Origin of the sequence: Janthinobacterium tructae, from assembly GCF_006517255.1 — a bacterium.
Lineage (GTDB): Bacteria > Pseudomonadota > Gammaproteobacteria > Burkholderiales > Burkholderiaceae_D > Janthinobacterium > Janthinobacterium tructae.
Map to the genome: position 1 here is coordinate 4,117,420 of NZ_CP041185.1, position 15,242 is coordinate 4,132,661.

General features: G+C 61.5%; 13 protein-coding genes. 5 read left to right on the forward strand and 8 right to left on the reverse strand.

Features of this window, described 5'->3' with window-relative positions:
• The first annotated feature begins 175 nt into the window (after positions 1-175).
• Entirely contained in the window at positions 176-1,555 is a 1,380-nt protein-coding gene (locus FJQ89_RS17980; RefSeq protein WP_141171145.1) for a sodium-dependent transporter, read from the forward strand.
• On the opposite strand, the gene FJQ89_RS17985 is transcribed toward FJQ89_RS17980, so the two are convergent.
• From FJQ89_RS17985 to FJQ89_RS18015, 7 genes are all read right to left on the reverse strand, one after another.
• Positions 1,556-2,173, reverse strand: a complete 618-nt coding sequence (locus FJQ89_RS17985; RefSeq protein WP_243136108.1) for a M15 family metallopeptidase — start codon at positions 2,171-2,173, stop codon at positions 1,556-1,558.
• Positions 2,170-3,072, reverse strand: a complete 903-nt coding sequence (locus tag FJQ89_RS17990) for a LysR family transcriptional regulator (RefSeq protein ID WP_141171146.1) — start codon at positions 3,070-3,072, stop codon at positions 2,170-2,172. Before FJQ89_RS17990 ends, FJQ89_RS17985 begins: the two co-directional genes overlap by 4 nt.
• A gap of 83 nt (positions 3,073-3,155) precedes the next feature.
• Entirely contained in the window at positions 3,156-3,971 is an 816-nt protein-coding gene (locus FJQ89_RS17995; protein ID WP_141171147.1) for an N-acetylmuramoyl-L-alanine amidase, read from the reverse strand.
• Positions 3,972-4,001: 30 nt separating this feature from the next.
• A complete protein-coding gene (locus FJQ89_RS18000) occupies positions 4,002-4,949 on the reverse strand; it encodes a BadF/BadG/BcrA/BcrD ATPase family protein (RefSeq protein WP_243136109.1) in 948 nt (315 codons plus the stop codon).
• 94 nt (positions 4,950-5,043) lie between these two features.
• Positions 5,044-6,705: a glycoside hydrolase family 10-like protein gene (locus FJQ89_RS18005; RefSeq protein ID WP_141171149.1), complete on the reverse strand. Its 1,662-nt coding sequence runs from the start codon at positions 6,703-6,705 to the stop codon at positions 5,044-5,046.
• Between the two features lie 91 nt (positions 6,706-6,796).
• Entirely contained in the window at positions 6,797-8,095 is a 1,299-nt protein-coding gene (locus FJQ89_RS18010) for an MFS transporter (protein ID WP_141171150.1), read from the reverse strand.
• 45 nt (positions 8,096-8,140) lie between these two features.
• On the reverse strand, positions 8,141-9,022 hold the full coding sequence (locus FJQ89_RS18015) for an N-acetylmuramic acid 6-phosphate etherase (protein ID WP_141171151.1): 882 nt from the start codon (positions 9,020-9,022) through the stop codon (positions 8,141-8,143).
• A gap of 187 nt (positions 9,023-9,209) precedes the next feature.
• Here FJQ89_RS18015 and FJQ89_RS18020 point away from each other — a divergent pair, with 187 nt between their 5' ends.
• Positions 9,210-10,268: a helix-turn-helix transcriptional regulator gene (locus FJQ89_RS18020; protein WP_168208481.1), complete on the forward strand. Its 1,059-nt coding sequence runs from the start codon at positions 9,210-9,212 to the stop codon at positions 10,266-10,268.
• 127 nt (positions 10,269-10,395) lie between these two features.
• Positions 10,396-11,544 carry a nuclear transport factor 2 family protein gene (locus FJQ89_RS18025; protein WP_141171153.1) on the forward strand — a complete coding sequence of 383 codons (1,149 nt, stop codon included), beginning with the start codon at positions 10,396-10,398 and terminating at the stop codon, positions 11,542-11,544.
• A gap of 12 nt (positions 11,545-11,556) precedes the next feature.
• On the opposite strand, the gene FJQ89_RS18030 is transcribed toward FJQ89_RS18025, so the two are convergent.
• Positions 11,557-12,297: a GntR family transcriptional regulator gene (locus FJQ89_RS18030; RefSeq protein WP_099761411.1), complete on the reverse strand. Its 741-nt coding sequence runs from the start codon at positions 12,295-12,297 to the stop codon at positions 11,557-11,559.
• A gap of 227 nt (positions 12,298-12,524) precedes the next feature.
• On the opposite strand from FJQ89_RS18030, the gene FJQ89_RS18035 reads away from it, so the two are divergent.
• Entirely contained in the window at positions 12,525-13,871 is a 1,347-nt protein-coding gene (locus tag FJQ89_RS18035) for a serine hydrolase domain-containing protein (protein ID WP_243136110.1), read from the forward strand.
• A gap of 120 nt (positions 13,872-13,991) precedes the next feature.
• Positions 13,992-15,239: a D-amino acid dehydrogenase gene (locus FJQ89_RS18040; protein WP_243136111.1), complete on the forward strand. Its 1,248-nt coding sequence runs from the start codon at positions 13,992-13,994 to the stop codon at positions 15,237-15,239.
• Positions 15,240-15,242 lie beyond the last annotated feature (3 nt).

Here is a 15,242-nt window from a genome sequence, read left to right on the forward strand (position 1 = left end):
CTGCTCATCGCCGTTTCCGGTGATCCTCAAGTGCCGCAGTAACTGCGTCTCATTGGGGAGGCGAACTATAGCAAAGCGCCCCGCCAGTAGCAAGGCTTTTCCGGGGTATTTGCGGCCAACTGCTACAATTTCGCCCCCTCAGCGCAAATTCGCGTCCCACCATAGAAGATTCACCATGAAACAACAAGCTCAAGGATCAGGCCTGACCCTGAAACGAGCTGGCTTTACCACTGGCTTCGGCGTACTCGCCGCCACCCTCGGTTCCGCAGTCGGTCTCGGCAACATCTGGAAGTTCCCCTACCTGACGGGCGCCAATGGCGGCGCCGGCTTCCTGCTCATCTATTTACTCGCCACCTTATTAGTAGGCCTGCCCGTGATGATCGCGGAAATCACCCTGGGCCGCCGCGCCAAGGTTAATCCGATCTCCACCATGGAACAACTGGCGCCCAAGGGCAAACCCTGGTGGCTGGTCGGCGTCATCGGCATGATCGCCGCCTTCCTGATCGTCGCGTTTTACTCGGAAGTGGTGGGCTGGGTGTTTGCGTATATCGCCAAGGCCATCGATGGCTCCATCCTCAGCAGCGACAAGCTGGTGACGGAAGCGGCCTTCGCTTCACTGATCAGCAATCCCCTGCAGTCGCTGTTCTGGCAATGGGGCGTGCTGCTGTTTATCGGTGGCATACTGATGCTGGGCGTGACCAAGGGCATCGAGGCGATCGCCAAGAAACTCATGCCGCTGCTGTTCCTGTTACTACTGCTGCTATGTGCGGTCAGCCTGTCACTCGATAAAGCAGGTGAAGGCCTGGCCTTTTTGTTTCGTCCTGATTTTTCCAAGCTGACGGCTTCCGTCGTGCTGACGGCCATGGGCTTGGCTTTCTTTAAATTGTCCGTCGGCATGGGCACGATGATGACCTATGGCAGCTATTTCCGCGACGACCAGAATATCCCCGTGACCACGCTGCGCGTCATGGCGGCCGACCTCGGCGTATCGATGCTGGCCGGCATCGCCATCTTCCCTGCCGTGTTCACGTTTGGTTTCGCCCCCAGCGCGGGACCGTCGCTGGTGTTCATCACCATCCCGGCCGTGTTCTCGCAAATCCCGATGGGACAAGCGCTGATGGTGGTGTTCTTTATCCTGGCCGCCGTGGCCGCCACAGGCGCGATGCTGTCGCTGATGGAAGTACCGGTGGTGATTTTCCATGAGCGCTTCGGCTGGACGCGCACCAAGGCCACCGTAGTGACCATGCTGCTGCTGGCCGTGCTCGGTTCCGTATGCGCCCTGAGCAACAGCACCCTGGCGGACTTCAAGCTGTTTAATTTGAATATGTTTGACCTGTTCGACTTCGTCTCATCGAATATCTTCCTGCCCGTGGGCGGCATCGCGATTGCCTTGTTTACAGGCTGGGCCTGGGGCAAACAGCATTTCATCGAGGCGATCAGCAATCACGGCCAGTTGCAGAATAGAACTCTGGCGCATGTGCTGCTGTTCCTGCTGCGCTTTGTCTCGCCTGTATTGATCCTGATCGTGATGCTGAAAGGATTAAAGGTCTTCTAATCAGAGTACCCGGGTGTAGGTCTGGCGTACCAGCACCCGGTCGCCGCAATCGAAATGCCACCATTCGCTGTTGATGCCGAAGAAACCCGCCTGGAACATGGCGTCGCGCAACAAACGGCGATGCGCCACGTGTTCCTCGGTAATTTCTCCCTTTTCCAGCAAGGACAGCTCCAGCACAGGGTGTGAGCGCTCACTTAAATCATCAAAGCCCGTGCCCATGTCCAGTTCCCGGCCGTCCGGGCCGACGATGGTAATGTCGAGCGCCATGCCAAATGAGTGAATCGAGCCGCGCGACGGTTCGGCGATATAGCCCAGCAACTCGGTTCCCTGCAACGCATCCCACAGTTGCTGCTGCACCCGCTGCGGACGCAGGGCATCGAGTACCAAGAGATGATGATCGGGGCGATGCGCGGCCAGCCAGGCCACGGCCTGCTCCAGTGCCGTGGCCGCATCGCGGTGCAGCCAGGCGCAATCGATGGGGCTGTATAAGTCGCGGCCGACGAAATTGTCGGGCGTGGCATAGCGCAAGTCGACGGCGATGCCGGCGATGGTGCTCAGGTGGCGAAATTGCGGATCGCTGCCGACCGCTTCCAATTGCAAACTTGCAACAGACATCATGCTCCTCTTTCCAGACAATTACGCGCCGCCACGCCGATGCTGTCTGCCAGGCGCCGCGCGCCATGCGACAGCGGCGAGTGGCTCGCCGTCAATAAATACAGTTGGATCGGGATGGTAGGTGCCCAAGGCCGGCGCTGCAGGCGCTCGGGCGAACCGGAAGCAGCCGTAAACGGGTCGACCACGGCCATGCCGGCGCCCGCTTCCACCAGGGAGCGGGCAATTTGATAGGTTTGCACCACGGTAGAAAAGACGGGGTGGATGTCCTGCGCCTCGCAGGCGGCCACCACCAGTTCGCCCAGCGGATCGTTGTCCGCATGGCCGATCAGCTCGCCATTCAGGCCATGCGCCGTCAACGGTGTGCCGCAATCGGCCGCATGCCAGGTGCCGGCCGGGGCGATCACCGTCATGACACCCTGCGCGATCGGTTCGGCCACGATGCCCGGATGGCGCGGGTCTTGCAGCGACACGGCCAGGTCTGCTTCACCGAGGCGCAGGGTATTGACGATCTCGCCCGTATGGTGGGTCGCCAGCTGGCAACGCGTGTGGGGAAAGTCGCGCCGCCACTCCGTCATGGCGAACGGCAAGACGCTGATGGCGAGCGTCGGCGTGGAGACCAGGCGGATGGTTTCCACCGCATGGCCCTTCAGGCTGGCCGCCAGACGGCGAATGCCCAATAAATCGCGGTTGAGCTTTTCCGTCTCGACAAACAAACGGTGCGCCTCCGGTTTCGGGTACAGCTTGCCCCGCACGCGCTCGAATAACGGCATGCCCAGTTGCAACTCGCAATGCTGCAAGACCTTGGTCACGGCCGGTTGCGAGATATGCAGCACCTGGGCGGCGCCGCTGATGGTGCCGACTTGCATAATGGCGTGAAACACTTCGATATGACGCAGCCGCATGAGCTATTCCTTTACCTTGCCGTGGCCACCTGGGCCGTCAACGTTTAGCATATAAGAAAAAGTCATGGGCTGGAACGGCCATGCTACTTTGTTGCAACAGCAGGTGTTGCAACCGCTGGGGCCGGCGTCGTCAGCACTTCCAGCAGGGCCGCCGTTTCGCCATCGGGCGTGCCGTCAAACAATGTGTTGCGGTATTTCATCTGGAAGGCGATCAGCACATTGCGCGTAGCTTCATCGAAGATGCCCGTATTCGGCGTTGCATAGCCGTGCTGGGCCAGCTTTTTCTGGAACCAGACGGCGTCCGGCACTTGCTGCTCAAAAATAAGGCGCTGCGCGGCCACACGGTTCGCGTCCGGCCAGACGATCAGGCCCGCATCGGCCAACTGGCGCCATGGGAACAGGGGGCCCGGATCCTGCTTGCGCTGCGGGGCGATCTCGTTATGGCCCAGGATGTTTTCCGGCGCGATGTTGTAGCGGGCCTGGATATCTTTCAGCAGCGGAATCAGCTCATCGATCTGTGCCTGCGGAAACGGATACCAGAGGCGGCCTTCCGGCGTGTCCTTGTAGCCGGGGTTGACGATCTCGATGCCGATCGAGCTGACATTCAACTGTGTATAAGTCTTCCAGTTACTCACACCCGCGTGATTGGCCTGGCGCGATTCGTCGACCAAGACGTAAAACTTCGGCTTGTCCGTGTCGGTCAGCAAATAATGGCTGCTGACGACTTGTTCCGTCAGGATCTTGATCGAGCGGGGCAAGTCGCTGACCGTGTAATGGATGACGATGAATTTCACGCGCGGGCTCTGGCTGCGCGCCGTCAAGCTATGGTCGAGGTGCGGCGCGGGCGTGCTACAGGCGGAGAGCAGGGCCACCAGCAGGGCGAGGGCGATTTTTTTCATGAAAGATCCATGTTCGGGTTAATAAAATAGTCAGTCTTTGCCGGCATACAAGCTGGCCGTCCTGGCTGCCAGCTTGGCCGCGGCCTCATGCGAGCGGGCAACTTTTTGCTCCATCTGCAACGATACAGGCAAAGCGGCGCGCATGGCAGTGGCGATAGCCGGGTGCAACTGCGCCGCGCGCCCCGCCAGCACCACGGGACGGGGGCCGTAGCGCGCCGTCAGGGCCAGCGCCAGACGCGCAAGTTCCTGTCCCGCACGCTGCAAGATGTCCAGCGCCAGCGGGTCGGCATCCGCACTGGCGGCCACGGCCAGCGCCAGCCGGCCGATGGCGCCCCGGTCCTGGCCATACATGAAGGCGCGCGACAGCGACCAATCGCTACCGCCGATATGCGCGAAAACGGCCTCGGCCATGGGCGAGCCTTGCCAGCTGCCGGGCGCCTCGTCTTCGCGGCGCCAGATGTGGCGCAAGGCTTCGCGGGCGATCCAGTAGCCGCCGCCGCCATCGTCAAGCAGCACGCCGCGCCCGCCCGCCCGGTGAAACACGCCATCCGCATCGATCCAGGCGGCGATCGAGCCCGTGCCAGCGTAGACCAGATAACCCTGGCCTGGTTCAAAACTGTCGCGGTAGGCGATGTCGATATCGTTGCCCACGCGGACGTGGGCGGCGTCCAGCGCCAGCAGGGTGGCCAGCGTTTGCGCCAGCACAGCGTCGTCGCCGCCAAATCCCGTCAAGCCCGCCACCACGGCACGCGGCCGGCCGACAGCCAGCACGACCTGGCATAGCCTGGCAAACGCGGCGTGCACGGCTGCGCGGCCCGCGTCGCTGCTCATTTGCAAGGCAGACAAGCCTTCCACGGCGCCGTCGGCCACGATGACGCCATCCGCAGTGGCCAGGGCCCAGCGCGTCTGCGTGCCGCCCGCGTCGATGCCCAGGCCCAGCACGGGCACCGCATTATTGGCTGTAGGGAAGGAAATCATGGCAAGAGTGTAAAGCCAAGCTGGGCTTGCAGGCATGAAAGCTTGCGCATGTTTCATGCCTGCAGGTTATGGACTACCGTTGAACGGTCAACAATTACTTGGCGGCGGCCGTAAACGGTGCGCGCACGGTGACGCGGGGGCTTTCATTGCCGAGACGGTCCACCGCGCTGACCACCACCGCATTGACTTTACCGGTGGCATCGTCGACCAGGGTCAGCTCGCCCTGCATGCCCGTGACCACGCTAAAGCGCCAGTCTTCGCCGTAGCGGGCCCAGACCGCGTACTGCGCCACGGCTTTGCCGCCGCCCGACGTCAATTTGACGTTCAGGCTGGTGGAATCGCGGCGCAAGGCCAGCACGGGCGTACCCGGCGCTTCCTTGCCCAGCCACGGCGTGGCGGGAATCAGGGCAGGGCTTTGGTAGACGGTCGCCTTGAGTTGCTCGCTGACACCCTTGCGATTCTGCATCAAGGGCACCATGCTGAAATGCACCTGGCCATTCGCGCCGGGGCGCGTGCGCGTCACTTCGATCTGCTTGATGATCTCTTGCGGCGTGAAGGACTTGGCGGAATTGTCGATGCGGCTTGTATATAAACCCGGCCACACGTGGCGGCCATACGGATTTTGCGCCAGCCAGTAGTCGAGCAGCACACCAAACGCTTGCGGCGCCTGCGCCACGGGCCAGTACAGCTGCGGCGACAGATAATCGAGCCAGCCCTTGGCCAGCCACAGTTCCGCATCCGCATACAATTTGTCGTACTGGCTGAAACCGACGATGCCGGCAGGGCGGCGGTCGGGACGGCCGATGCCGAACGGGCTGATGCCGAAGCGCACCCAGCTCTTTTCGCGGTGGATGCCGGTATACAAGGATTCGATCAGCTGGTTGACGTTCTGGCGACGCCAGGAAGGGCGGTCCAGTTGGCCACCGGCCAGCAGATATTGCTGCCAGGAAGGCTCATCGGGAAACGGCAGTTCGCGCTTGGCGGCGCCATTACCCGCGTCCAGCGCGGCCGTCTCGGCTCCCGCACCGGCGCCAGGCGCGTCGATCGGATACGGATAAAAGTAATCGTCGATGTGCACGCCATCGATATCGTAGCGGCGCACCACGTCGAGCACCACGTCCGTCGTGTGCTTCGAGGCGGCGGCATCGCCCGGATCCATCCACAGGTAGCGGCCGTATTGCTTGACGGACGCCGGGTTGGTGGAGGCGAAACTGTCGCGCGCCAGCGGCGACTTGGCCGTCGCGTGACGGGCACGATAAGGGTTGAACCAGGCGTGCAATTCCAGGCCGCGCGCATGCGCCTGGGTTACCCAGAAAGCCAGCGGGTCATACATGGGCAATGGCGGCTGGCCTTGCTTGCCGGTCAGGTATTCCGACCATGGCTCCAGTTGCGACGGGTAAATCGTGTCGGCGCTAGGGCGCACCTGTAACACAATCGCGTTCAGATTCAAGGACTTGGCGCGGTCGAGGATGGCAATTGCCTCGGCTTGCTGCTTGGCCACCGGCAAATTACTGCGACTGGGCCAGTCGATATTGGCGACCGTCGAGACCCAGGCGGCGCGGAATTCGCGCGGCGCCGGCGGCGGCACTTCGCCCGTGATGTGCTGCACGGGCGGCACAGCCGGCAAGCCCGCGTCGCCCGGCGTCACTGCTGAGGGCATTTTGGTGCTGGTACAGCTGCTGAGCAATGTGGCGGTGGCCAGCGCGGCCAGCACGCCAGCCGTGGCGCCCAGGCGTTTTTTCAAAGTAGACAACAAAACAATTCCTTGCAGTGGTGAAGCGCAGGTGTATCGGTGCGGGCATTTTACTGTGCGCCCGCCATCCTTGCGGGCGCACGGTTCAAAAGAATCAGGCCTCGGCCTTCCTGCCGAATTCGGGATCGATCTTGACCAGCGCGGCCATGATGAAAGCAGGAATGGTGGCGATGCAGACCCAGATGAAGAAGTGCTGGTAGCCAAGCATTTGCTGTATCCAGCCGCTGGCCATGCCCGGCAGCATCATGCCCAGGGCCATGAAACCCGTGCAGATGGCGTAATGGGCCGTTTTATGCGCGCCATCGGACACCATGATCATGTACAACATGTAGGAAGCGAAACCGAAGCCATAGCCAAATTGCTCCAACGCAATACCACCGGCGATCACATAGATGCTGCTGGGCAAGGCGCTGGCCAGGTAAACGAAGACCAAATCGGGCAAGTGCACGGACAGCACCATGATCCACAGGCAGCGTTTCAAGCCGAAGCGGGAAATGATGAATCCGCCCAGCAAGCCGCCGAGGGTCAGGGCGATCACGCCGATGGTGCCGTAGACCAAGCCCACCTGTTCCGTGCTGAGGCCCAGGCCGCCCTTGGCGACGGGGTCGAGCAGGAAGGGCGCGGCCAGTTTGAGCAGTTGCGCTTCACCGAGGCGGAACAGCAGCAAAAAGCCCAGGATGACGAAAATATCCTTCTTCTTGAAGAAGGCGGCAAAGGTGGCGATGAACTCTTGCAGCGGAGAAACACCGGCATCCTGGATGCTGGGACGGTCCTCTTTCGGTTTCGGCAAGACAAAATAGTGGTACAGGAACAGGGCGATGAACAGGCCCGCCAGAATCGCGAACACGACCGACCATGCCAGCTGCACATTGCCCGTCGCATGCGTCAGATAGCCGGCCAGAAACACCAGGCCGCCCTGGCCGGCGATCATCGCCAGGCGGTAAAAGGTGCTGCGCACGCCGACAAAGGCCGCCTGCTGGTGCTCTTCCAGGCCCAGCATATAAAAGCCGTCGGCGGCGATATCATGCGTGGCGGAACTGAAGGCCATCAGCCAGAAGATGGCCAGGCTGATCTGGAAAAAATGCGGCAGCGACGTGGTCAGGGCCACCAGCGCCAGCGCGGCGCCGATCACCAGCTGCAAGCCGACGATCCAGAAGCGCTTGGTGCGGTACATATCGATGAAGGGCGACCACAGGGGCTTGATGACCCATGGCAAGTACAGCCAGCTCGTATACAGAGCGATATCCGTATTGGAAAAACCGTAGTTCTTGTACATGATCACGGACAAGGTCATGACCACTACATAGGGGATGCCCTGGCCGAAATACAGGGAAGGGATCCACAGCCACGGCTTATTCGTGCGCGCCGGGGCGGCTTGTTTCACTAGCTCCATACATCCTTCTTGGTCTCCCAGACAGAAGAATGCCGCGCCATCGGATCACGCCGCCAGTGCCGCCCGCACACTGCCGTCCGCGCCGGCCAACAATGCCTGTGCCTGGTTTGTGTTGATTTTTTTGATCAAGGCAACTATCGCCACCTTGACGTGATAGTGGCATTGCTCCAGCACGGCCCTGGCCTGCATTTCGCTGGCACCGGTGGCATGCATGGTCAGACGCACCGCCCGCCAGATCAGCTTGGCGTTGGTCGGCTTCAAGTCTACCATCAAGTTTCCGTAAGTTTTGTGCAAACCCACCATCAGGGCGCTGGAAATCGTGTTCAGGGTGATTTTTTGCGCCGTGCCCGCTTTCAGACGCGTGCTGCCGGAAATGACTTCCGTGCCCGTGTCGAGCACGATGCCGCATTGCGCCTCGTGCGCCAAGGGGGCATCCACATTGTTGGCGATGCCGATCGTCAAGGCGCCTGCCGTGCGCGCGGCCAGCAGCGCTCCCAGCACATACGGCGTGGCGCCGGAGGCGGCCAGCAGGATCACCACATCGTTGACCTGCGGTTGCAGGGCCAGCAAATCCCGCTCGCCTTGCTGTACATCATCTTCCGCCCCTTCGACGGCCACAAACATGGCGCCAACGCCGCCGGCGAGGATGGCGACAGCCCGCTCGGGCGGCCAGGAAAACGTGGGATTGAGTTCCACGCTGTCGAGTACGCCCAGGCGTCCCGAGGTGCCGGCCCCCACATACAGCAAGCGTCCGCCGGCCGCGATGCGGGGCAGGGCGGCCGTGATGGCGGCAGCAATGTCGGACGAGGCCAGCCGCACGGCCTCGACGGCCCGGAACTGGTCATCGACCAGCGCCGCCACCAGTTGCTCCACGGGATACAGGTCCAGATCCGGATGCCGCCGGCTCGGGGTTTCAGTTTTCAACATGATTTCAGAACATAGTTGAACGTGAAACCAGTTTAATACCGATGTGCAAGATCAGCCATGAAAGCTTGGTGTGCAGGCATAACGGGAGTTTATGGCTGGCGCAGGAACGTGGCGTACTACTGCTACTTCGATACGCTCGCGTTTGTGTCTATACTTCCGTTCGACGCCAACATCCACGACACGCCCCATGATCGCTCGCCAATTGCTGTTCCTGTTTAGCGCCCTTGGCGCCATCAACGGCATTTTCCTGGCCGTCTATTTTTTCAGCCGTCGGCCCCGCTGCCTCGCCGACTGTATGCTCGGTGCATTGCTGCTTGCCGTCGGGGTGCGCACCGCCAAATCCGCCTTCCTCTACTTCAACCCGGCGATCGCCATCGAATTCCGACAGCTGGGCCTGTCGGCCTGCCTGCTGATCGGTCCCCTGACCTATCTCTATGTGCGCTCTTTCCTGGCCGGGCGCGCACAACTGCCTGCCGGACCACAATGGCGCTGGCATCTCGGCTTGTCCTTCCTGCTGATAGGCATGGGCGTTGCCTTTCCGTATTCCGCGTATCGTGCTGTGTGGGACCTGTCGAGTCATGCCATTCACGTGTTCTGGCTAGGCTACCTGCTGGCAACTGCCAAGTTGCTCTGGCAAAGCCGCCATGCATGGCTGAACGACGGACAGCGGATGGCCACCAGCAGTGTGCTACTGCTGAGCGTCTTTGCAGGCAGCTGTGTCATGCTGGCGGCATACGCGAGCACGCCGTTCACGTCGTATATTGTCGGCGCCTTGTCGTTCACCTTCTCGCTGCATGTCGCGGTCATGGTCTTTCTGCTGAGAAAGGAAACCTCGACGCTTGCCGAGCCGAAGCAGAAGTACCAGCATAGCCGCCTGACGCACGAAGATGGGCTTGCCGTGCTCGCTGCGCTGGAACAACAGATGAGCGGGCAGAAATCCTATCTGAATCCGAACCTGACCCTGGCCCAACTGGCCAAGCGGGCGGGATGCACGCAGGCGCAGGTGTCGCAAGTACTGAATGACAAGCTGAGCAAGAGCTTCAACACCTACGTCAACGAATATCGTATCGCCGAAGCGAAACAGCTATTGACGGACGAGCCGCAACTGAACATGGATATCGTTGCCGAGCGCTGCGGGTTCAATTCCAGTTCCACCTTCTACTCGACCTTCAAGAAAGTTGCTGGGCAGACTCCCGCCAGCTTCCGCACCCAATCTGGCCAGGCGGCCAGGGCTGTTTCCGCGTAAAACCGCTCCGGAATCGCCATTCCGGAGTCTGAAATCCTGTTTGGCGACATCCATTCCCCTGCATTTCGATAACTTATCGACCACCAGCGACCTGAAATAGTCGTTGCTCCGATAAACGCAGTTCTACATGCAGGGTAAATCCATGATTCAATTTTTAATGCGCACGCTACTCGCCTGTTGCTTGCTCAGCAGCGCCGCCACCGGCACCGCCGCCACCGCAGACCAGGACGAAAATGCCATCCGGGAGACCGTACGCTTGTATCTGCATGGCACCAGCTTCAACGTACCGGACGAGATCAACCAGGCCTTCCATGCCTCCGCCCGCCTTTACCTGGACGGCAAAAACGATGCGGAATGGGAGTTGAGCGGTCTGGAATACGCCAAACTCTTTTCCCAAGAGAAAAAAGGGCAATTCAATGGGCGCCATGGGCGACTGATCAAGGTGGAGGTGAGCGGCAAGGTGGCCAGCGCCAAGGCCGAGATCCACATTCCCCGGCAAGGCGTGCGTTATGTGGATGTATTTCTGTTGAAAAAGATCGCCGGCAACTGGAAGATCATCAGCAAGTCGGCCGATCGCGAGCCGGCAGCCCCGCGCCAGGCACGCAAGGTGCTGCTGGTCGTGTCGAATGTGCACCAATATCCGGGCACAAAGGTTAACGCAGGCAATAATTTTCCCGAGCTGGCGTATACCTACGACGCCTTTCGCAAAGCAGGGTACGCGGTCGACTTCGTCAGTCCCGACGGTGGCGCCATTCCCCTGGAAATGATCATCACGTCGGATGAGTTGCTCAAGAAGCATCTGTACGACAGTGACTTCATGTGGGCACTGGCCCATACCAAACCCGTCGCCGAGGTCAGGGCAGACGAGTATGCGGGCATGGCTTTCGTCGGCGGCGGCGCGGCCATCGTCGGCGTCCCGGACAACCAGCCGCTGCAGGACATCGCTGTACGCATCTATGAACAACAAGGTGGGGTGATCGCAGCCATCTGCCATGGCACCGAGGGCATCAAGAACCTGAAGCTCAGTGACGGTACTTTCCTGATCCAGGGCAAGGTGCTCACCTCGTTCCCCGATGCGTTTCTCAACAAGGAATCACCGGTATACAAGGCCTATCCCTTTTCGGCGGAAGCCAGCATCAAGCGCCATGGCGGCATATTCAGACACGGCGCCAACGGCAAGAGTCACGTCGAAGTCGATGGCCGGCTGGTGACCGGCATGAGCTGGGAGTCGTCCGTCGGCGTGGCCGAATCCATGATCCGCCTGATCGAGCAGTAGATAGCAGTAGATTTATGGCGCGCGGCGCATTTCCGCCACAAAATCGTAATGATCGCTGCGGCAATACGAATGCGTCAGTTCCACCGCTTCGCCCGACTCCAGGTAGGCGATGCGCGTGATGAACAGTACGGCCTGGCCATCGGGGATACCCAGTTGCTTGGCCAGCACGTCCGTCGCATTCATGGCGCGGATGTGCTGCAAGGCACGCACGGGGGCCTTCTTGATGCTGTTCAAGTATTCGTACAGCGAATCGCCCACGGCAGCCGGGTCCGGCACCACACTGAAGGGCAGCACGCTCACTTCATACGCCATCACCACGTCGTCGGCCAGGCGCAAGCGCTCCAGGCGCGCCACTTTCGTGTTCTGCGCCAGGCCCAGGCTCAGCTGTTCATCGCTGCTGGCGATGACGACTTCGCGCTTGAGCCAGCGCGAGCCGGGGCGGTAGCCGCGCTGCTGCAGCTGCTCGGAAAAGCTCGACAGGTTTGACAGCGGCTGCTCGATGCGCGGGGCAATGTAGTTGCCCGAACCACGACGGCGCACGACAAGGCCTTGCTCGACGAGCTGGTCGATGGCCTTGCGGGCAGTCACGCGCGATACGTCAAGCAGTTCGGACAGGGTACGTTCAGAGGGCAGGGCCTGGTCTACCTGGTAGCGGCCGTTGCGTACGTCATCGCTCAGCTTGCGGGCGATCTGCATATATAAAGGCGAATTGTCATTTAAATCGACCTTGAGTTCTACGCTGGTCTGGCTCATACAGTTCTCCTTGTCCTCCTAGTGTAATAGCGATGGCGCTTGCGCGTAGCCCATCCACCCATGAATAAATGGAAAATGGCCATAAATAACGGTTATACACTTAAAAAAACAATGTTTTACCGTACGTATAGCTTTGCATTATAGATAAATAAGCAATTTTCATTGGCGTAGTCAAGCATCCCACCCTATGCTGCCAAGACCTCCATTCACCATGACACAGGGAAAGCATGATCAACAAAATGACGGGTTTGCTGGGCTTGCTGCTGCTGGGCACGACCTGGACGGCGCTGGCCACCCCGCCCGGCAGCGGCACTGAGCCACGCGTGCCACAGGCACAGCAGCGTGCGCTCGATGCGACGCTGGCCGCCATCGTCGATGACCCGGCCCACCCGCTGGCCAGCCTGTCCGTGCTGGCCATTCGCCATGGCAAGGTGTCGTATCAGCAGCAATTTGGCTATCGGCACATCGGCGCCACGCCGGCGGACAGCTTGCCCGTGACGCCGGCCACGCTGTTTCGCATCGCCTCGGTATCGAAGATGATGACCACAGTGGGCCTGATGCGGCTGGTCGAGCAGGGCAAGCTGAGCCTGGATCAGGACGTGGGCATTTATCTGGGATTTTCCCTGCGCAACCCGCATTTCCCCCAGCAAGCCGTGACCTTGCGCAGCTTGCTCAGCCACACTTCTTCGCTGCGCGACGCGGGCGGCTATGCCTGGGGCCCCGAACGCAGCTTGCGCGACGTGTTTACAGCCGGTGGCGACGCGATGTGGGATACGGCTGCGGCGCCCGGCAGTTACTTTACATATTCCAACCTGAACTGGGGAGTCATCGGCACCGTGATGGAAAAGGTCACGGGCGAGCGCTTCGACTTGCTGATGCGGCGTCTGCTGCTCGATCCCCTCGATGTGCGCGGCGGCTACCACCCGGCGGCATTCCCGGCGGAGGACGTGGCGAACACGGCCACCCTGTACCGCAAGCGCACCTTGGAGACGGAAACCTGGCAGCCGCACGGCCCCTGGATCGCCCAGGCCGATGATGTTCACCAGCGCCCGCCCGCCGGCATCGAGCGTTATGTGATCGGCAGCAACGCCACCGTCTTCAGCCCCACGGGCGGCTTGCGCATTTCCGCTGCTGACTTGGGCAAGATCATGCAAATGCTGCTCGACGGTGGCCGCTACCAACATCAGCAGTTGTTGCAGCCGGCCAGCATCGCCCTGATGTTTGCCCGGCAATGGCAGCTGGCGCCCGATGGCGGCAATGGCGACAGCGAGCGGGGCCTGTACCGCGCCTGGGGACTGGGCAACCAGCAATTCGATGCGCTGGCGGGGCAGGGCAATGGCTTGGTCGAGGGCGCCAGTTTCACGGTCGTGGGCCACCTGGGCGACGCGTATGGCCTCGTCTCCGCCTTCGTGCTCGATTTCAAGAACAGGAATGGCATGGTGATGCTGGTGGGCGGCACGGGCAGCGATCCCGCGCAGTATCCCGGCACGTATTCCGCCATGGGGCGCAGCGAGGAGTTGATCCTCACGGCGCTCTACCGTGGTGCGATTGCCAACAATCAATCCCTGCCTTGAAATGGTGCATTCCTGAAAGTTATGGCTGCACCATGATGTTTCATTGGCTCCCTGAACGGCCAGCCTCTAAGCTCTTCCCGAATGCTCCCGCACCATGGGAGCGCAACGCAGCGAGGCAACATGCAGCAACACGTCATCATCATCGGCGGCGGCGTCGTCGGTCTGACATCGGCCTGGTGGCTGGCCGAGGCCGGCTACAAGGTCACTGTCCTGGAACGCAATGAACAAGTGGCGATCGCCGCCAGCTACCGCAATGGCGGCCAGCTCAGCTATCGCTATGTGGCACCGCTGGCGGACGCGGGCGTCCCCCTGAAAGCCCTGCAATGGCTGCTGCAGAAAGATGGCCCGCTGCGCTTCCGGCCCGAGGCCGACTGGCGCCAGTGGCGCTGGATGGCCAGTTTCTTGCGTAATTGCAACAGCGCCAGCAATGCCCGCACGACGGCCAAGCTGCTGCAACTGGGAGAATTAAGCCGCGCCGGCATGGCGCAGCTGGAACTGAGCGTGCCGCCCGAGGCGTATGCCTGGCGCGATGCGGGCAAACTCATCGTCTACCGCTCGCCCGCCATCTTCCAGCGGGCCGTGGCGCGGCCCGAATCGGAAGAGGCGCGCCTCGTCTTGTCGCCACAGGAAGCCGTGCAGCGCGAACCGGCGCTGGCCGCCTTGCAAGGCTCCCTGGCGGGCGGCATCTTTACCGAGGGCGAGGCGGTGGCCGATTGCCACGCTTTTTGCCTGGCGCTGGAAGCGCGCCTGCTGCAGCACCCGAATTGTTCTCTCCTGCTGAAAGGCGAGGCGCGCCGTCTCGTCACGCACAAGGGCAGGATCACGGGCGTCGACACCAGCCTGGGCCTGTTACAGGCGGACCACTATGTGCTGGCGGCCGGCATCCAGAGCCGCGACCTGGCCGCCACGGCGGGCATTTATTTGCCGCTGTACCCTTTGAAGGGCTACAGCCTGACGGCGCCCATCCGCGCACAGGACAAGGCGCCCGAGATCAGCATCACGGATTTTGAGCGCAAGGTGCTGTATGCGCGCATCAAAGGCGACCTGCGCGTGGCCGCCATGGTCGACATGGTGGGCGCCGACAACAGCATCGATTGGAACCGCATCGCCGGCCTGACACGGCTGGCGCGCGAAGCCATGCCGCACGGCGCCGATTACGACCAGGCCACGGCCTGGGCTGGCCTGCGCCCCGCCACGCCGAACAGCGCGCCGCTGGTGGGCGCCAGTACTTACGCCAACCTGTGGCTCAACGTGGGCCACGGCCCGCTGGGTTTTACGTTTGCCGCCGGCACGGCGCGCATCCTCGCCGATCTCATGGCCGGCAAGGCGCCGCCGTTCGCGCTGGACTTCCTCAGCCCGAAAAAGTAGCAG